Annotated in this window: 13 protein-coding genes and 1 pseudogene; 10 read left to right on the forward strand and 4 right to left on the reverse strand. The window is 67.2% G+C overall.

The genetic code is table 11. The features are described from left to right. Nucleotides 1–221: 221 nt before the first annotated feature. The 6 genes and pseudogenes from ftsY to ACQCVD_RS00280 all read left to right on the forward strand — a co-directional run bounded on the left by ftsY (nucleotide 222) and on the right by ACQCVD_RS00280 (nucleotide 9,991). Nucleotides 222–2,396 carry a signal recognition particle-docking protein FtsY gene (gene ftsY / locus ACQCVD_RS00255; protein WP_426821683.1) on the forward strand — a complete coding sequence of 725 codons (2,175 nt, stop codon included), beginning with the start codon at nucleotides 222–224 and terminating at the stop codon, nucleotides 2,394–2,396. A 198-nt stretch (nucleotides 2,397–2,594) separates the two neighbouring features. Further along, nucleotides 2,595–3,905 (forward strand): annotated as a pseudogene (locus tag ACQCVD_RS00260) (ammonium transporter); the annotation flags it as partial. Nucleotides 3,906–4,125: 220 nt separating this feature from the next. Beyond that, nucleotides 4,126–4,464, forward strand: a complete 339-nt coding sequence (locus tag ACQCVD_RS00265) for a P-II family nitrogen regulator (RefSeq protein WP_426821684.1) — start codon at nucleotides 4,126–4,128, stop codon at nucleotides 4,462–4,464. Further along, nucleotides 4,451–6,601 carry a [protein-PII] uridylyltransferase gene (locus ACQCVD_RS00270; protein ID WP_426821685.1) on the forward strand — a complete coding sequence of 717 codons (2,151 nt, stop codon included), beginning with the start codon at nucleotides 4,451–4,453 and terminating at the stop codon, nucleotides 6,599–6,601. Before ACQCVD_RS00265 ends, ACQCVD_RS00270 begins: the two co-directional genes overlap by 14 nt. 53 nt (nucleotides 6,602–6,654) lie before the next feature. Further along, nucleotides 6,655–8,292 (forward strand): signal recognition particle protein, encoded by a 1,638-nt coding sequence (gene ffh / locus ACQCVD_RS00275; protein ID WP_426821686.1) that lies wholly within the window; start codon nucleotides 6,655–6,657, stop codon nucleotides 8,290–8,292. 256 nt (nucleotides 8,293–8,548) lie between these two features. Further along, nucleotides 8,549–9,991 (forward strand): MFS transporter, encoded by a 1,443-nt coding sequence (locus ACQCVD_RS00280; protein ID WP_426821687.1) that lies wholly within the window; start codon nucleotides 8,549–8,551, stop codon nucleotides 9,989–9,991. 28 nt (nucleotides 9,992–10,019) lie between these two features. Here ACQCVD_RS00280 and ACQCVD_RS00285 read toward each other — a convergent pair whose 3' ends face one another. Further along, nucleotides 10,020–10,490: an ankyrin repeat domain-containing protein gene (locus ACQCVD_RS00285; protein ID WP_426821688.1), complete on the reverse strand. Its 471-nt coding sequence runs from the start codon at nucleotides 10,488–10,490 to the stop codon at nucleotides 10,020–10,022. A gap of 266 nt (nucleotides 10,491–10,756) precedes the next feature. Here ACQCVD_RS00285 and rpsP point away from each other — a divergent pair, with 266 nt between their 5' ends. Further along, nucleotides 10,757–11,248 (forward strand): 30S ribosomal protein S16, encoded by a 492-nt coding sequence (gene rpsP, locus ACQCVD_RS00290; RefSeq protein WP_426821689.1) that lies wholly within the window; start codon nucleotides 10,757–10,759, stop codon nucleotides 11,246–11,248. Between the two features lie 85 nt (nucleotides 11,249–11,333). Here rpsP and ACQCVD_RS00295 read toward each other — a convergent pair whose 3' ends face one another. After that, nucleotides 11,334–11,699, reverse strand: a complete 366-nt coding sequence (locus ACQCVD_RS00295; RefSeq protein WP_426821690.1) for a cupin domain-containing protein — start codon at nucleotides 11,697–11,699, stop codon at nucleotides 11,334–11,336. Nucleotides 11,700–12,010: 311 nt separating this feature from the next. Here ACQCVD_RS00295 and rimM point away from each other — a divergent pair, with 311 nt between their 5' ends. After that, nucleotides 12,011–12,514, forward strand: a complete 504-nt coding sequence (rimM, locus tag ACQCVD_RS00300; RefSeq protein WP_426821691.1) for a ribosome maturation factor RimM — start codon at nucleotides 12,011–12,013, stop codon at nucleotides 12,512–12,514. A gap of 209 nt (nucleotides 12,515–12,723) precedes the next feature. Here the strand turns inward: rimM and ACQCVD_RS00305 are convergent, their stop codons facing one another. After that, nucleotides 12,724–13,431: a DUF4232 domain-containing protein gene (locus tag ACQCVD_RS00305; RefSeq protein WP_426821692.1), complete on the reverse strand. Its 708-nt coding sequence runs from the start codon at nucleotides 13,429–13,431 to the stop codon at nucleotides 12,724–12,726. 100 nt (nucleotides 13,432–13,531) lie between these two features. Between ACQCVD_RS00305 and trmD the strand changes: the two genes are divergently transcribed. Next, the gene (trmD, locus tag ACQCVD_RS00310) at nucleotides 13,532–14,728 is read left to right on the forward strand and encodes a tRNA (guanosine(37)-N1)-methyltransferase TrmD (RefSeq protein ID WP_426822069.1); all 1,197 of its coding nucleotides are present in this window, start codon (nucleotides 13,532–13,534) and stop codon (nucleotides 14,726–14,728) included. 564 nt (nucleotides 14,729–15,292) lie between these two features. Here the strand turns inward: trmD and ACQCVD_RS00315 are convergent. Next, nucleotides 15,293–15,667 carry a hypothetical protein gene (locus ACQCVD_RS00315; protein ID WP_426821693.1) on the reverse strand — a complete coding sequence of 125 codons (375 nt, stop codon included), beginning with the start codon at nucleotides 15,665–15,667 and terminating at the stop codon, nucleotides 15,293–15,295. A gap of 340 nt (nucleotides 15,668–16,007) precedes the next feature. On the opposite strand from ACQCVD_RS00315, the gene ACQCVD_RS00320 reads away from it, so the two are divergent. After that, nucleotides 16,008–18,365, forward strand: coding sequence for a Tex family protein (locus tag ACQCVD_RS00320; protein ID WP_426821694.1), 2,358 nt, complete (start codon nucleotides 16,008–16,010; stop codon nucleotides 18,363–18,365). The last annotated feature ends 24 nt before the right edge of the window (nucleotides 18,366–18,389 follow it).

Raw genomic sequence — 18,389 nt, forward strand, 5'->3', positions numbered from 1 at the left:
GCTGACTGTTTCCGGCCAGGCCCCGGTGGGCCCTCGGACTGCGACGCTGGGACGGGGTGGGTCGGTCTGCCGGCGTGCACCGCAGATCACCCGGGGGGTGCGGCTGACGGAGGTGCAACGGACTCCACTGTGCGACTCCACCGGAGGAAACGGGTGTCTCCCGGGGCCCTCTGGCCGTGTCCCGGGTGAGAATTCGGGTGCACGGTGCCACTATGGAGGGCATGATATCCAACACAGCCCTGATTATCGGCATTGTCGTTGTTGTACTGCTCCTGCTCATCATTCTCGTGGTGGTGGGCCTGATGCGGCGCAAGTCGAAGACGGTGAGCTTTGAAAAGCCGAAAGACGAAGAGCCCAAGGAACTAACCCAGCAGGAGAAGTCCGGCAACTACCAGGCCCAGGGCGGTTTCAACTTCGCGCCCGCCAAACCGGCGGAGAAGGAGCCGGAGCTGCGTGTCGACCAGACTCTGAAGCCGGATCAGCCCCCGAAGCAGGCGCCCTCGGTACCCCCGGTCACGCCGGCCCAGCCGGCGACACCCTCCGTGGCCGCCGACACATCCGGCAAGGACTCTGAGCAACTGCAGCGGGACACCGCACCGCCGAAGCGTGGTGAGGGCACCCCCTCGCAGGGGAATGCAGCGGATGCGGCCGCCGCAGTTAAGGGCGACGAGCTCGCCGAGGGGACGGGAACGGCACAGTCCCCGGCAGATTCCACCGGTGATGTCGCTGCCCCTGCCGCCGGTGCGGCGAGGGGAACCGGAGAGCCGGATGCCCGCGGGCAGGACGTCGCCCAGACTCCGGACGAGACCGGTGACACCTCCCTTGAGTCTGAGGCGTTGGAGGGGGATTACGCCGCTGCGGAGAAGACCGCCAGCCAGGACCATTACCGCGTGGTCGAGGAGACTGCGCCGGGCGCCCCGACGGAGCAGGCGCCGGATGAGCTGGATGACGCCGCTGAGCAGCCAGGTGGTCCGCAGCCGGAAGCCACCGCAAACTACCAGGTGGTGGAGGACACCGAGGATGAGAAGCCACAGGAGCAAAGCGCCGCACCTGCCGGGGCCGCAGTGGAGGAGACGCCGGCCGCAGGGCAGCCTTCCGCCGATCAGGCACAGCCGGCGGACACCGCTGCTGAGCTGACTGAACCGGTCGAGCACACCGCGCCGGATGCCGGTACCGCCGCGACCGCGGGGACGGCTGCCGCCGCAGCATCCGCCGCGCGGGAAACCGGCACGGAACCGGAGCTGGCCGAGGGCGAACACGACACCCGGGCGGAGACTCCGGACGTACCTGCCCAGGAGGAGGCGACCGGAGAACCGGATGTCGACACCGAAGATGTCGCCGCCGAAGATGTCGCTGCCGCAGAGGAGGCCGCCGAGGCCGCCCAGGTCACCGCAGAAGGTGCCGAAGCCGCCCGGGAGCAGACTCCGGTGCCGGACACCCCGGCCGAACCCGCTCCGGAGCCGATGGAGGAGATCGCCCCGGCGGCCGGCCGACTCGGTCGGCTGCGGGGCCGGCTGTCGCGTTCGCAGAACGTCATCGGCCAGGGCGTGCTCGGTATCCTGACCGCTGGTGACCTGGACGAGGACGCCTGGGAGGAGATCGAGGACACGCTGATCATGGCGGACCTCGGCACCACGGTGACGATGAAGGTTGTCGACAGCCTCCGGGACAAGATCGCCGAGCGCGGGGTGACCAGTGAGGACGACGCCCGCGCGATGCTGCGCGAGACCCTGGTCGAGGCCGCCCGCCCCGAACTGGACCGTTCCATCAAGGCGATGCCCTATGAGGGCAAGCCGGCCGTGGTCCTCGTCGTCGGCGTCAACGGCACCGGCAAGACCACCACCACCGGCAAGCTCGCCCGCGTGCTGGTGTCCATGGGGCACAAAGTGCTCCTGGGAGCCGCCGACACCTTCCGTGCCGCCGCCGCGGATCAGCTCGAGACCTGGGGCAACCGCGTGGGGGCGACCACCGTGCGTGGCGCGGAGGGGGCGGATCCGGCCTCCGTCGCCTTCGACGCCGTGGCCCGCGGCGTGGAGGAGCAGGCAGATGTGGTGCTCATCGACACCGCCGGGCGGCTGCACACCTCGACTCCGCTGATGGACCAGCTGGGCAAGGTCAAGCGCGTGGTGGAGAAGAAGACCGACGTCGATGAGGTGCTGCTCGTCCTTGACGCCACCGTCGGCCAGAACGGGCTGCTGCAGGCCCGGACCTTCCGCGAGGTCGTCGACATCACCGGTGTCGTCCTGACCAAGTTGGACGGCACCGCCAAGGGCGGCATCGTCTTCCAGGTCCAGGAGGAACTCGGCGTGCCGGTCAAGCTCGTCGGTCTCGGCGAGGGCGCGGATCACCTCGCTCCCTTCGAGGTCGAGGGTTTCGTGGACGCGTTGCTCGGCTAGTCGCCCATTTCGTCTCCCTCTGCCCCGGCCACCGGATCCTGTTCCGGTGGCCGGGGTTTTCCCGTGCCTGAACCCGGAACAAAAAAGATAACTGTAGGTCTATCGAAAAGTGAACCTGTCGTTCTATAGTTATTTTATCGCGGTCGAGCTCCCGGGCCGCGGCACCCAAGTCAACCCCTCACAGGAAGGGCAAGGACCATGACGGAGCAACAAGTGATGATGGCGTCGGGCAACGCCGCCTGGATGCTGATCTCGGCGGCGCTGGTGCTGCTGATGACCCCGGCGCTGGCGTTCTTCTACGGCGGGATGTCCCGGCAGAAGAGCGTGCTGAACATGATGATGATGTCCTTCGGGGCCCTGGGGGTGGTCAGCACCGTCTACATTCTGTGGGGCTGGTCCATGTCCTACGGCACCCGGTCCCTCGGCGGTGTTCTCGCTGACCCATTCGAGTTCTTCGGCCTCCGGGGCGCGGTGGTGGACGAAGCCGGAAACTATCTCGCCGGTTCCGGCGGCTACGCCAACACCATCGACATCGCGTTCCAGCTGACCTTCGCGGTGATCTCCACCGCTCTGATCTCCGGGGCACTGGCTGAACGAGTCCGGTTCGCCACCTGGTTGACGTTCAGCGGACTCTGGGTCACCCTCTGCTACTTTCCGTTGGCCCACATGGTCTGGGGAGGCGGACTCCTGGGCCACGGTGAACGCGGCTTCGCCGCCTGGCTCTTCGGCACCACCGGTGGGGAGGCGAGCATCGCACCGATCGACTTCGCCGGCGGTACGGTCGTCCACATTTCCGCGGGCACCGCGGCACTCGTGCTCGCGCTGGTGGTCGGGCGTCGTCGCAGCTTCCCGGCCTCCCCGCACCGGCCGCACAGTCTGCCGTTGGTCATGCTGGGGGCGGCACTGCTGTGGTTCGGCTGGTTCGGGTTCAACGGGGGATCCGCCTTCGCCGCCGATGGTCTCGCGGGCCTGGCGTGGCTCAACACCACCGCAGCCACCGCCGCGGCGATGCTGGGATGGCTGGGCGTCGAGAAGCTCCGCGACGGCCGACCCACCTCCCTCGGCGCCGCCTCCGGTGTCGTCGCGGGCCTGGTGAGCATCACGCCGGCCGCGGGTGATCTCACCCCGGTGACCTCGCTGCTGCTCGGTGCCGTCGGCGGCGCGCTGGGTTGCCTGGGAGTGGGGCTGAAGTACCGTTTCCGCTTCGATGACTCCCTGGATGTGGTGGGCGTGCACCTGGTCGCTGGCCTGTGGGGCACCCTCGGTGTCGGACTGTTGGCCACCGACCGCGGCTGGTTCGTCGGCGGGGGAGCGGACGGGTTCCGGCTCCTGGTCGTCCAGACCGTCATCGCCGCCGTGGCCGTGGCCTTCGCCGCCGTCGTCACCGTCGTGATCGCGCTTGCCCTCAAGGTCACGCTGGGGTGGCGGGTCACCGGAGAGGCCGAGTTCACCGGCATCGACGTCGACCAGCACCGCGAATCCGCCTACGACTCCCGCGGGCTGCAGCTGGCGGCCGGTGAGCCGGCCCGGATCCGGGTGGACGGGTCGGGGGAGGCGGACACACCTGCCCCGCGCGTGACCGCGGCGCCGGTAGACTCGGAGGGTGCCATTCGCGCGGCGGGCCCGGAAGCGGACCCCGCGACTGCCGGGCGGCCGGCCCGGGCGGGGCAGGTCCTGGGGGATGCTCCATCCGGGACGGCACAGGAAACGACGAAGCAGGAGATCTGACATGAAGCTTGTGACAGCAGTGGTCAAACCCTTCACCCTCGCGGACATCCGGGAAGCCCTGGACCGGCTCGGTGTGCACGGCATGACCGTCACCGAGACGCAGGGGTTCGGCCAGCAGCACGGCCACACCGAGGTCTACCGCGGGGCCGAGTACGCCACCGAGTTCGTGCCGAAGGTCAAGGTTGAGATCGTGACCCAGGACGGGATGCTCGATGACGTCCTCGCCGCTGTCGTCGGTGCGGCGCACACGGGCAAGATCGGTGACGGCAAGGTCTGGGTCACCCACGTCGAGCAGGTGATCCGTGTGCGCACGGGCGAACGCGACGATGACGCGGTCTGATCCAGCCACCTCCCCGGGCCCGCTTGACCCGGCGCTGCTCCGGCAGCGCGCGGTCGAACGGGCCCGGGCGCTGTTGGACACCCTACCGATCCCGGTCGGCACGGCGCTGGTGGCCACCGGCTCCCTGGCCCGGTCGGAGATGACGCCCTATTCGGACCTGGACCTGATCCTGCTGCACCCGGCCGGCCGGGAGTTGTCCGTACCGGAGGCCGAGGCGCTCTGGTACCCGATCTGGGACGCCAAGTACCGGCTCAACTACGCGGTGCGAACCCCGACCGAATGTGGCGACATGATCAGTGCCGACTCGACCGCGGCACTGGCACTGCTTGAGTTGACGCACCTGGGCGGGGACCCTGAGTTGAGCGCCCGCACCCGGCAGCTGGTGCTGCGTCGCTGGCGCACCGAGATCAGCCGCCATTTCGACGCCCTGGTGGAAACCGCCATCGCCCGGTGGCGCCGCTCCGGATCCGTGGTGGCGATGACCCACCCGGACCTCAAGCACGGCCGTGGCGGACTCCGCGACATCGCCCTGCTCAACGCCCTGGCACTGGCCAACCTCGCCGACGTCCCCGAACTCGGCGCGCAGCACCGCCTGCTGCTGGACGCCCGCACCCTGCTGCACCTGCACAGCCGCCGTGCCCGCGACGTCCTGGACCCGGAGTTCGCCGCAGACGTCGCCGCGGACCTCGGTTTCCGCGACCGTTACGCCCTCTCCGCTGAGCTGGCTGAGGGCGCCCGTGCCATTGACGACGCCGTGAACCGCGCGCTGAACACCGCCCGCGCGGTGGTCACCCGCCGGGCCGTCGGCCGGCGGGGCGGTGCCGGCCCAGGGGCGCGGCGTCCCCTGGACGTCGACGTGGTCGACGCCGGCGGACGCATCACCCTCAGCCGGCACCCCGACCTCACCGACGCCGGCCTGCTGCTGCGGGTGTCCTCCGCCGCGGCCCGCACGGGGCTGCCGGTGGCCGCATCCGCGTGGCAACAGCTGGGGGAGCTGCCGGACCTGCCCGGCACCTGGATGAAGGTGATGGTCGATGACTTCATCGCCACCCTGTCCTCACCCGATCATTCCCGCCGGGTGATCAACGAGATGGACGAACATGGCCTGTGGACCCGGCTGCTGCCCTGGTGGGCGCATATCCGCGGCCGTCTGCCCCGCGAGCGGAGCCACATCCACACCATCGACCAGCATCTGCTGAGCACCGTCGCCAACTGCGCCTCAGCCTCGGTGACTGTCGCCCGCCCCGATCTGCTGCTCGTCGCTGCCCTCTTCCACGACCTGGGCAAGGGCTACGGCCGCCCCCATGAACAGGTGGGGGCCAGGTTCGTGACGCACATGGCGGCCGTGATGGGGCTCAGCCACCGCGACCGGTCCTGCCTACGCTCTCTGGTCGCCGAACACACCACCATCGCCCGCCTGGTGGCCAGCCGCGATCCCTATTCGGATGAGGCGCTGGGCGAGCTCCTTGAGGCCGTCAACCACGATCTGCTGACCCTGAACCTGCTCGCGGTCCTGACCGAGGCGGACGCCAAAGCCACCGGTCCGGGGATCTGGAACCGACGACTGGCGGCTGGCCTGGAGATCCTGGTGCGCCGCGCCCGGCACAAACTCACCGACCTGCGGCCCCGGCACCCGATGGTGTTCTCCGCCACCGAGATCGGCATGCACGCCGTCCCCGATGACCCCGGCGCCGGAATGGTCAACTGGCGGGGGGAGTACCTGCGGAGCAGCGTCCGGGTACTGGCGGTGATCGCCGCGAAGTCCTGGAACATCGAGGAGGTGCGCCTGGACCACCGGCCGGACGGCACCTGGCACGGCATCTTCCATGTCCGTTCCCTGGTGACCATGCACCTGGATCCGGCCGGATTCGTCCAGACCTACAAGTCCGGCGTCCACTCCACTCTGCCGCAGCTCTCTCCCGCGCCCACCGCAGTGGTGTGGCGCGGTAGCGTCCTCGAGGTGCGCACCGCCGACCGCCTGGGTGTCATCGGGACGCTGATCGGTGTGTTGCCTGAGGTCAATTGGTTGACGAGCCGGAAGCTGGGTGCGACGATGCTGGTGCAGTGTGAGTTGGCGGCCCCCGTTGAACGCGCCCAAGTTGAACGCGACGTGACCCGGATGCTGGCCACCGGCTAACATGGGGGAGTTAAACCAGCAACGCACACAATGGATCCCAAGGGAGTGCACACGTGTTTGAGTCTTTGTCCGATCGGTTGGCCGGCGCGCTCAAGGGGCTGCGCGGCAAGGGCAAACTGACTGAGGCGGACATCAACGCCACCGCCCGGGAGATCCGACTCGCCCTCCTCGAGGCCGACGTCTCACTGGCCGTGGTCCGCGGCTTCATCAAACGCATCAAGGAACGTGCCACCGGAGCCGAAGTCTCCGAGGCGCTCAACCCGGCGCAACAGGTCATCAAGATCGTCAACGAGGAGCTCACGGGCATTCTCGGCGGCGAGACCCGGCGGCTGAACCTGGCGAAGAATCCGCCCACCGTGATCATGCTCGCCGGCCTTCAGGGCGCCGGTAAGACCACCTTGGCCGGTAAGCTCGCCCTCCACCTTTCCGGCCAGGGACACACCCCGATGCTCGTGGCCTGTGACCTGCAGCGCCCAGGTGCGGTCCAGCAGCTGGAGATCGTCGGCGAACGCGCCGGGGTCAAGACCTTCGCCCCGGACCCGGGCACCTCACTGGGTTCCTCCGACCATGAGATGGGTACCTCTCACGGTGACCCGGTGGCGGTGGCGCAGGCCGGCATCGAGGAGGCCAAGCGCTCCCAGCACGACATCGTGATCGTGGATACCGCGGGTCGCCTGGGCATCGATGAGACGTTGATGCAACAGGCCCGCGACATCCGCGACGCGGTCAACCCCGATGAGGTCCTGTTCGTCATCGACGCGATGATCGGTCAGGATGCGGTGACCACCGCGGAGGCCTTCCGCGACGGCGTGGACTTCACCGGCGTCGTGCTCACCAAGCTCGACGGCGATGCCCGTGGCGGTGCAGCGCTGTCGATCCGTGAGGTGACCGGCAAGCCGATCATGTTCGCCTCCACCGGTGAAAAGCTCAAGGACTTCGATGTCTTCCATCCGGAACGGATGTCCAGCCGGATCCTCGGCATGGGCGATGTGCTTTCCCTGATCGAGCAGGCGGAAACCGTCCTCGACCAGCAGAAGGCGGAGGAGACCGCCGCAAAGCTGGGAACCGGCGAGCTGACCCTGGAGGACTTCCTGGATCAGATGCTGATGATCCGCCGGATGGGTCCGGTGGGCAACCTGCTGAAGATGCTGCCCGGCGGCAAGCAGATGAACGACATGGCCGACATGGTCGATGAGAAGCAGCTCGACCGGATCCAGGCCATCATCCGCGGCATGACGCCGGACGAACGGGACAACCCGAAGATTCTCAACGCCTCCCGCCGCAAGCGCATCGCCGCCGGTTCCGGTGTCCAGGTCGCCGACGTCAATCAGTTGGTGGAACGCTTCTTCGAAGCCAAGAAGATGATGGGCAAGATGGCCGGCCAGTTCGGCATGGGTGGGCCGTCCCGCAGCGCCACGAAGAAGAAGCCCAAGGGCCGCAAGGGCAAGGGCGGCAAGCGCAAGCCGGCCAAGCAGCGTCGTGGTGGAACTCCGCAGATGCCGGGCGGTATGCCGGACATGGCGCAGCTCCAGCAGATGCAGCAGCAGATGCAGCAGGGCGGTGGCATGCCGGGAATGGGCAAGATGCCAGGTCTCGGGGGTGGCGGCATGACGGGGATGCCGAAGCTACCCAAGGGCATGGAGAACATCGACTTAGACAACCTCGATTTCGGGCAGGGCAAGAACAAGTAGCTGCCGCCCCGGTGCAACGGGGCACGCGGAGCACACGGCCGGACCACGCGTCCGGCCGTTTTCCTCTGTTTGCGTCGGGCTTCTGGGGCGCAGGTGTTCAGCGCCGGGTGGTCCCCGGTGTAGGGCGGGCAGCGGTCGTGCGGGCGCGCAGGGGCGGCACACTCCGCTAAGGTGCACGGTCATGGCATCCGGGTTCCGGAATGTGCCGGATCTCCGGGAGGACCGGGACCGCAGGACAGCAGGACGAGGTAGCGGAATGAGAAGACATCAGCGTACGCCGCAGCGGACACCGCGCATCACCGGTACCGACGGTCTGGACCGGCTGGACGACCGCTCCCGCCGCCTGGTGCTGTGGACCTGCTGCATGAGTGTGTTCATCGTGGGGATGGACATGTACGCGGTCAATGTGGCGCTCCCACAGATGAATGACAGCCTCGGAGCGTCGGTCAGCCAACTGCAGTGGGTCGTCAGCGCCTACGCGTTGTCGACGGCCGGACTGTTGATGCTGGCGGGATCAGTCGCCGACCGCATCGGACGGCGCCGGGTGTTCCAGGCCGGGCTCAGCCTTTTCGCCCTGGGCTCCCTTGTCAGTTCCTTCGCCCCCAACGCCGAGGTCCTCATCGCTTCCCGGGTGGTGCAGGGGGTCGGGGGATCCATGTTGAACCCGGTGGCGCTGTCGATCATCACCAACACCTTCCTGGAGCCGAAAGCGCGGGCCCGGGCCCTGGGCACCTGGAGTGCGGCGATTGGCCTGGCCATGGCCATCGGCCCGCCGGTGGGAGGACTGCTGGTCACCCTGATCAGCTGGCGCGCCGTCTTCTGGATCAATATTCCGGTGGCTCTCACCGCGATCATCCTCGCCGCGCGCTTCATCCCGGAATCCAGTGCCGCCTCACCCCGCCGACTGGATCCTCCCGGCCAGGTTCTGATGGTGGTTTTTCTCCTGGGGGTGAACGCCGGACTGATCGAGGGGGCTGCCCTGGGCTGGTCGCACCCCTTCGTGCTCACCTGCTTCCTCGGGGCGGTGGTGGCGGTCCTGCTCTTCCTGTGGTGGGAGAACCGGACCGAGCAACCGTTGCTGTCACCTTCCTTCTTCCGGTCGCGGCCGTTCAGCGCTGCTGTGATCAGCGCGGTCGTCGCATTCTCCGCCACCAGCGGGTTCTTGTTCGTCATCACGCTCTACCTGCAACAGGCACGTGGCTTCGAGCCACTGCAGGCCGGCATGCTGACTGTTCCACTGGCGCTGATGGTGGCATTGTGCGCGTCGGTGTCAGGCCGGATGGTGGGAGCCTTCGGGCCGGCACCCTCACTGATGATCGCCGGTGCTGTGATGGCGGTGGCGGGACTGCTGATGAACGGTATCGGTGCGGACACCCCGCTGTGGTATCTCATGATGGCGTTCGCCGTGTACGGAACCGGATTCGGCATCGTCAACACACCGATCACCAACGCCGCGGTGTCCGGCCTGCCGAAGGACCAGGCGGGCACCGCCGCCGCGGTGACCTCAACCTCACGTCAGGTGGGTAACTCGCTCGGGGCCGCGGTTTTCGGGTCCGTGCTCGTCTCCCGACTGGGGGACGAGGGACTGGCGGGGTTCGCCGATGCCGCACAGCCGGTGTGGTGGGCGCTGAGCAGCGCGGGATTGGTGATTCTCCTCGCCGGCTGGGCGGTCCGGGGCATCAAACTGGGCGGGGACTGAACGCGCCGACTCGGGCCTCAGCGGGGGTTCAGAGCATGTCATCGGGGCTGACCCCGCGGTCATCACGGAGGCGGCCGCCGGCCCCGCTGCGGAGCAGGACATCGACGATCGCCGAATCAGGCAGGTGGAGCGCAGCGGCATGCCACAGCGCGGTCCGGCCGTCATTGTCGCGTGCGTCCACCTCGGCGCCGGCTGCGATCAGCAGCTCGGCGGCGGCGTCGTTGCCGGCGAGCGCGGCATGATGCAGGGCGGTGCGTCCCGCGGCGTCGTGAAGCAGAGGATCCGCACCGGCGGACAGGAGATGGGAGAGCACGAGGAGGTTGTGCTCGTCGGCGGCACGCATGAGCAGGGTTTCCTCGTGCCGGCCCCGCGCATCGACGCCGGGGCCGGCCAGATAGGTATCCAGCGCAGCCAGGTCGCAGGAGAGAAAGAGCGGCTCAATCCGGGATTCGTCAAAGTACCTGATGAGCTCGGATGAGCTGGAAACAGGGGAACGCACGTCCTCAATGTACCGCTCCGGTGAAAATAAAGCACTCCGTTATACCGGGGAAGACGATTTTTATCGCGGCCGGGCACCCGGTATAGTACGGGAGGTTATGGAGTCACCCTTGCCGGGCGGCTGCCTGACACCGAAAATCTTTCCTGCGTTACACCGTGCTCGACCCCGGTCGACCGGTGCGTCACACGCAGGTTAATCCAAGGGTTGAACCGACCCGCCGAGAAGCGGCGGGTGTCTGAACTGCCCAGTGACCAAAAGGAGCCACCATGGCTGTCAAGATCAAGCTGCAGCGTACCGGTAAGGTCCGCACCCCGCACTACCGCATCATCGTCGCCGACGCCCGCACCCGCCGCGACGGCAAGGTCATCGAGAACATCGGCATCTACGAGCCGAAGCAGGAGCCCTCGCTGATCAAGATCGATTCCGAGCGTGCCCAGCACTGGCTGAGCGTGGGCGCCCAGCCGACGGAGCCGGTCCTCGCCCTGCTGAAGGTGACCGGCGACTGGCAGAAGGCCAAGGGTCTCGAGGGTGCCGAGGGTACCCTCAAGACCGCTGAGGAGAAGCCCTCCAAGCTGGACCTGTTCAACCAGGCCCTGTCCGAGGCCAATGACGGCCCGACCCTGGAGGCCGTCACCGAAAAGAAGAAGAAGGCCAAGGAAGAGGCTGACGCCAAGGCCGCCGCCGAGAAGGAGGCCGAGGAAAAGGCCGCTGCTGAGGCTGCCGAGGAGGCTCCGGCGGAGGAGTCCACCGAGGAGTAGTCATCCCGGATCTTTCTCGCACCGTCCCATCCCCGTTTTGAGGGGAGGGGCGGTGTTTTCTTTGCTGTGGCGGCGGATTCCGAGGCTAGTTGCTGGGCCGTTCGCCGGTCAGCATCATCAGCAGAAGCACTGCTTCACCTTCCGTGTCCTCGGGGCAGTCGACCCGGTGGGTCAGTTGCGCCGGCAGATGCAGCACGACACCCGGTGACATCTGGACCGTCTCACCGTTGCAGCCGAAGTCAAGACTGCCCGCCAGACACTGCACCGTGATGGGGTGAGCCGAGCGGTGATCGGGCAAGGACTGTCCAGGGGTGAAGGTGAAGGCGATCAGGTTCGCCCCGTCCCCCTGTAACAGGCGCGTGACAGCCGGACGAGGTTTCCCGGGCTGCGGTGCGGGGGCATCTTCCAGAGCCCGCAGGACAGTCATTGCCGGGTGAGTGGGGCGGGTCATGATTGCTCCTTACATGCCAGAATCATGGCGATGGCGGTCAGGTGCTCCTGATTCTCGGCGAAAACCCTCCGTTTCGCCACCACCTGGCGGCAGGAAGCTCGCGGGCGGTGGTGAACGTGGTGCGGGGTGACGGAACCGGCCCTCCCACCGGTGCTCCTGCAGCGGGGACGCCGGGAGAGACCGAGGCTGCCGGTGAGGTCGGTGTGGCTTAGATGATGTGGCGCGTACTTCGCGTGCAGCGTGCATGGCGGGGTGGCTTCACAGGAGCGGGTGAACACCCCTTGTTGCGGGATGCCATAAACTCAGTGGCCATGGAGTTGATGATCGGACGCGTGGTGAAATCCCACGGCATCAAGGGAGAGGTGGCCGTCGAGGTCACCACCGATGAACCGGAAATCCGCTATGCGGTAGGGGAAGTGCTGACCGGACGCCAGGCGAGTAAAGAGCACCGGCTCACCGTGGCAGCGTCCCGGGCACACCAGGGTCGGTTGCTGGTGAAATTTGAGGAGGTCGCCGATCGGACAGCCGCGGATTCCCTGCGCGGCACGAAGTTCTTCGGGGCACCACTGGTCAGCGAGGCGGAGGACGACGGATTCTACGACCATGAACTCGAGGGATTGAAAGTCATCCACGGGGACCGCGGGATCGGGGTCGTGACCGGAGTGATGCACGGCCCGGGTGGAGACATTCTCGAGGTGGAGTTGTCCGGGGGCAAGGAGACACTGGTGCCGTTCGTGCACGAGATAGTTCCCGAGGTGGATCTGGAGGCGGGGACGTGCACAATCACTCCGCCGGAGGGATTGCTCGACCTGTGATCACCCGGGCGGCGCCACTGACGTGGCGTCGCTGCCTGAGGGGCTGCGTATTCTCCCCGGTTGCGGACCCCGTGCCGCGGGGCCCCCACCGGGAAGTCTTCGGCCCGCCGAAAGGTTTGTCCTCGGGTCGACGTGTGCGGCGGGCCGTGTCCCTGGGAGGCTGTGCTTCTCCAGGCCTGTGCTTCTCAGGAGCCGCGGACGCTGGGTTCCTACTGGGGGCTGTCGAAGACCGCCCGGACTGACAGCAGCTCAGCGTCCCGGGAATCACAGCCGTTGACGCCCTCGAGAGGGAGGTAGGCGGCGGCCGTCTGGTCGGGCGGATAGATGCGCAACCCGTTTGCCGGGACAATCCCGCAGGCTTCGGCGGCAAAGTTCTCGGCACGGGTGACCCGCAGCGAGGCATAGCCGCTCGCATCCGGCGCCAGCAGGACCGGTTCGGCGGCTTCACCCTCGCGGACAGCAGGCTGGCCCAACTGGGTGCCGTTGTCGAATCCGACGAGGCTCACCCCCGGAAACCCGTGCAGGCTGCACTTGGCGTCGGAAACGTTGCGGAAGCCGAGGGTGTAGAGCAGACTGCCTGCGGCCCCCTGCTGCTGCACGACTGAAATCTCCAGGGCCGCGGTGTCACAGGAGGTGGCTGCGGGTGGAGGCTGTCCCGAAGATCCCTCCGAGGGGTTGGCCGGCGAGGGAGTGGCAGCCGGTGGCTGGCTTTTGGCTGGGGGACCGGTCGCACCGGACGGGTCGGACATCGCTGCCTCGCCGTCTCCTGCGCCGACGGTGGTGGTCGCGGTTTCCTGGCTGCCGGTAACCTGCTGATTCCCGGATTCGGCCGGAGTCCCGCTGCAGGCGCTGAGCAGGACGGCCCCACCGAACACCGTGGCCGCGACGACGCTGGGGATTCGTGCGATCTGTCTCATGACTCCACGTTAGCCCCCGCCGTGTCAGCGGGAAAGGGGAACGGGCCCCGCGCTTGGTACCGTTGAGGCTGTGAGCAATCCTGAAGAAACCGATCCTCGCCTGCGCCTGGATGTCATCACCATCTTCCCCGAGTATCTGGATCCCTTGCGCCACGCATTGCTGGGCAAGGCCCTCGAGCGGGGGATCCTCGAAGTGGGGGTGCACGATCTGCGCAACTGGGCGAGCGGTGGTCATCGTGCCGTCGATGACACCCCCTTCGGTGGCGGTCCCGGCATGGTGATGATGCCCGAGATCTGGGGACCCGCCCTGGACGACGTCGCCGCCGGGACCCGTGATGGCACAGTTCTCGATTCCGCGACACCTCACCTGGATGCTCCACGCCACGATGAACTCAACGGTATTTCCGGACACTCTTATGAGGGGGAGTCCGGGGAACTGCCCCTGCTGATCGTGCCGACTCCGGCGGGCGAACCGTTCACCCAGGAAATGGCCCGACAATGGTCGAATGAGTCCCACATCGTCTTTGCCTGCGGCCGCTACGAGGGGATCGACCAGCGGGTGGTCGATGATGCCGCCCAGCGCTACCGGGTGCGGGAGATATCGATCGGCGATTATGTCCTCGTCGGCGGGGAAGTGGCGGTGCTGGTGATGGCGGAGGCCATCGTCCGGCTGATCCCCGGGGTCCTCGGTAACCGCAGCTCCCATGAGGAGGACAGCTTCTCTGACGGCCTCCTGGAAGGCCCCAGCTACACCAAGCCGCGGACCTGGCGTGGACGAGAGGTGCCGGAGGTGCTCTTCTCCGGGGACCACGGCCGCATCGCCCGGTGGCGTCGGGATCAGGCGCTGCTGCGGACACAGGAACGGCGCCCGGAACTGCTTGACACCGTGGAGCTCAGCGACGCCGATGAGCGCGCGCTCTACAGCCGAAACGTTGCCACCGACCTGAATGTCCTCATCAACCCGGCAGACTGGGGCCGGGCGGTGGCGAAGCTTCCCAAGAAACTCCGAAAGGCAGGATTTGACGTCACCGACATTCACGCCGAGATCGTTGACCTGACGTGTGAACCGGACAACATGCTGGTCACCCAGTTCGAGCAGACCGAGGGGCATGTGCCTGTCACCGAGGTGCTCCATCGTGTGCTGGTCAACGGCCGCTCCCACCTGGATCTGCGGGAGCTGACCCAGCTGGTCGTGCGCAACCTCCCTCGTGGCACGTACTGGTACGGCACCACAGACGAAGGACACCGGGAACCCGGTATCGCTGCGGCGTGCGCGTGGCAGGATCCGGGGAGTTGAGCAACCACGGGCGACCCTCGGGCAACCGCCGGCAGCCGACCGGGAGGCTGGCGGAACCCCGAATGAGATGATCAATCCCCGCCCCCGGTTGTGCCGAATGGTGCTGAACCGTCTGCGTCGGCCGGTGGCGGGGACGATGACATCTCCTCGAAGGACAGCGGGGGCCAACGGGGACCGGCGGGTAGGCGGTTGTGGAACTTCGGCCAGCTCCGGTGGTGTCGCAGTTCCGTGTTCTTCCTGATTCCGGGGCGCTGAGGTGCGATCTTCGTCTGCCTGTGCCTTGCCCGGGCGCGCTCAGGTGTTCAACGGGTCAGTCGGCGCGGCCGAAGACCCGGCGGGTGTGGTCGGATCGTGGCCCCTCCGGAACAGTTCTGTCGGTCGGGGTCATTGAGTTCGACCGCCGGATGCGGATCCCCCCGGTTGAGGAGGAGGCGTCTTCCGACCCGCCCGGTCTCCGGGTCCCGTTCCACAGGACCGCGTGCTCCACTCCCGTCCCGTTCATCACGGTTGCCCACGTGATGCCGGTGGCAGAGCATGACCAGCTTCCAGGTGTCCGTGGTTTCGTCATACTGCCGCGGTTGAATGTGGTGGATGTCGCAGTTGCAGAACGGCCGGGTGAAGTCCGGGTTCGTGCAGACCAAGTGGGTGGCCAGCAGAGCCATGTCCTGTTCGGCCGATGTGCAGAGGGTTACTGCTGTCAGGATCGTGGAGGATCGGGAAGTCATGTCTGACGGCACCGATCCGGAGAATACCGGCTGGCGTGAACATGGCATGGGTGTTGGTGGGGAAGGGGTCGTCAGCGGTCAGATCCGCCAGGTTGTGGATGTCCTGGGCGGACATGCTGACCACGACGGCACCGACCCCGTCATTGTCTGCCACGCGTTCGGCGCTGTGGTTGCGCACGATCATCGACAACGCGTCGTGGCGGCGTTGCAGCAAGGTGCCCGTGACTGTGGGGCGTCGACGAGATGGCCCGGTCGCAGTCCCAGCGCCAGGGAGGTCTCGAGCAGGGTGAGAGTATCGGCGGTCAGGTGCCGCAGAGATAGGCTCCGACGCCGGAGCCGGGGTGGCTGGCGGTCAGTTTCGCCTGGCTCAACCGGGTCCAGCGGGCCCGCTCCCGGGCTTTCTTACCGGTCGGTTTCCTCCCTGCGCAGCCGTCCCGTCTTCGCCCGGGCCTTCCTCCGGTTCAGGATCAGGGGCCGGCGCCGGTTCAGGCAGGACGATGCGGCCCCGCGCCGCCTGGCCGGTGGGCCCCTCGGCATCCACTAAACTCACGGAAATGATGTCCGCCACGATCGCTGAAGAACTGGGCGTGCGTACCGAGCAGGTTGCCGCCGCCCTGAAACTGCTGGCCGAGGGAAACACCGTCCCCTTCATCGCCAGATACCGCAAAGAGGCCACCGGCGGCCTGGATGACACACAACTCAGACGGCTCGAGGAGCGTGCCACCTACCTGACGGAGCTCTCGGAGCGGAAGGAGACGATCCTCGCCGCCATTGAGGAGCAGGGCAAGCTCACCGATGAACTCCGCGCCCTCATCGAGGGAACCGACACCAAAGCACGGCTGGAGGATCTCTATCTCCCCTTCAAGAAGCGCCGCAAGACCAAGGCCGACACCGCCCGGGAGGCCGGCCTCGAGCCGCTGTTGGACACCCTGATCGCAGATCCCACCGCTGCCCCGGAGTCACTGGCCGAGGACTACCGGACCGAGGGGTTCGCGGACGTCAAGAAGATTCTTGACGGCGCGCGGGCCATCCTGGTCGACCGGTTCGCCACCGACGCCGATCTGGTCGGTGAGGTCCGTGAGCAGATGTTCGGCACCGGGACGATGACGGCCGCGGTCATCAGCGGCAAGGAACAGGAGGGAGCGAAGTTCAAGGACTACTTCGAGTTCGCGGAACCCTTCACGGACCTGCCGAGCCACCGCATCCTCGCGCTGCTGCGCGGTGAGAATGAAGGGGTGCTCCAGCTCAGCCTCGACCCCGGCGAGGACACCACCTACGAGGGCATGATCGCGCGTCGTTTCGGACTGGAAACCGCAGCGTCCGGCTGGCTCGCGGATGCGGTGCGCTGGGGATGGCGCACCAAGCTCTACATCTCCTCCGGCCTGGACGTGCGTATGCGTCTGAAGGAGCGCGCCGAGGAAGGCGCCCTGGAGATCTTCGCCAGCAACCTCCGGGATGTCCTCCTGGCCGCCCCAGCCGGACAACGGGCCACCATCGGCCTGGACCCGGGGTTTCGCAACGGCGTGAAGGTGGCCGTGGTCGACTCCACCGGCAAGGTGCTGGACACCACGATCGTCTATCCGCACCAGCCGCAGAACCGCTGGTCCGAGGCGGTGCAGGAACTGGCCACGCTGTGTGCGACGCATTCAGTTGATCTCATGGCGGTGGGCAACGGCACCGCCTCCCGGGAGACGGAGAAACTCAGCCAGGAGGTCGCCGACCTGATCACACAGGCCGGCGGTGCCCGCCCGACCCCGGTGACTGTCTCGGAGTCCGGCGCCTCGGTGTATTCGGCCTCGGAGATCGCGGCAACCGAGTTCCCGGACATGGACGTCTCGCTGCGTGGTGCCGTCTCCATCGCCCGCCGACTCCAGGACCCGCTGGCCGAGCTGGTGAAGATCGATCCCAAGGCCATCGGCGTCGGGCAGTACCAGCACGACGTCAATCAGCAGGCGCTGGCACGCACGCTCGATAGCGTCGTCGAAGACGCTGTCAACGCCGTCGGCGTGGACCTGAACACCGCGTCCGCACCACTGCTGGGCAGGGTCGCGGGAGTCTCCACCACGATCGCGGACAACATCGTCACCTACCGGAACGACAACGGCAGTTTCTCCTCCCGTGCCGGATTGAAGAAGGTTCCCCGCCTGGGCCCCAAGGCGTTTGAGCAGTGCGCGGGATTCCTGCGGATCAACGGCGGAAAGGATCCGCTCGACGCCTCCGCCGTGCACCCCGAGGCCTATCCGGTGGTGCGCCGGATCAGCGAGGCCACCGGCGTCACGATCTCCGATCTCATCGGTAATACGCGTGTACTACAGCAGCTGAATCCGCAGGACTTCGCCGACGAGACCTTCGGCGTCCCCACCATCACCGACATCATCGCCGAACTGGACAAGCCCGGCCGGGACCCCCGCCCCGAGTTCAGAACTGCGGCGTTCCGCGAGGGCGTGGAAAAGATCTCCGACCTGACCCCCGGAATGATCCTGGAGGGCACGGTCACCAACGTCGCGGCCTTCGGTGCGTTCGTCGACATCGGTGTCCACCAGGACGGGCTGGTCCACGTCTCTGCCATGGCGAAGAAATTCGTCGCCGATCCACGGGAAGTGGTGCGGTCGGGCCAGGTCGTGAAAGTCAAGGTCATGGAGGTCGACGTCGAGCGGAAACGCATCGGTCTGTCGTTGCGCCTGGATGACGAGCCCGGCGCGGACAATCGTCCGTCCGGCCGGGGAAGGCCCCGTGACGACGCCCCGAAGAACCGCGGTGGGCGCAACCGGGACGGTGGCAGCCTCGACGGGCGGAAGACCGGGAAGCACCGTGACAATCGGAGCCGTAAGGGCGTCCGGCGCGACGCCGCTGGTGGGGGAGAAGGTTCAATGGCAGATGCCCTGAAGCGGGCCGGGCTCGCCGACCGGTGACTGCTCTCCGGACAGCCGGCGAGT

The sequence above is a fragment of the Corynebacterium halotolerans genome, from assembly GCF_050107895.1.
Taxonomy (GTDB): Bacteria; Actinomycetota; Actinomycetes; order Mycobacteriales; family Mycobacteriaceae; genus Corynebacterium; species Corynebacterium halotolerans_B.

Coding starts and splice junctions, on each gene's coding strand:
- ftsY (WP_426821683.1), top strand. CDS start 222: ATGATATCCAACACAGCCCTGATTATCGGCATTGTCGTTGTTGTACTG.
- ACQCVD_RS00265 (WP_426821684.1), top strand. CDS start 4,126: ATGAAGCTTGTGACAGCAGTGGTCAAACCCTTCACCCTCGCGGACATC.
- ACQCVD_RS00270 (WP_426821685.1), top strand. CDS start 4,451: ATGACGCGGTCTGATCCAGCCACCTCCCCGGGCCCGCTTGACCCGGCG.
- ACQCVD_RS00280 (WP_426821687.1), top strand. CDS start 8,549: ATGAGAAGACATCAGCGTACGCCGCAGCGGACACCGCGCATCACCGGT.
- rpsP (WP_426821689.1), top strand. CDS start 10,757: ATGGCTGTCAAGATCAAGCTGCAGCGTACCGGTAAGGTCCGCACCCCG.
- ACQCVD_RS00295 (WP_426821690.1), bottom strand. CDS start 11,699: ATGACCCGCCCCACTCACCCGGCAATGACTGTCCTGCGGGCTCTGGAA.
- rimM (WP_426821691.1), top strand. CDS start 12,011: ATGGAGTTGATGATCGGACGCGTGGTGAAATCCCACGGCATCAAGGGA.
- ACQCVD_RS00305 (WP_426821692.1), bottom strand. CDS start 13,431: ATGAGACAGATCGCACGAATCCCCAGCGTCGTCGCGGCCACGGTGTTC.
- ACQCVD_RS00320 (WP_426821694.1), top strand. CDS start 16,008: ATGATGTCCGCCACGATCGCTGAAGAACTGGGCGTGCGTACCGAGCAG.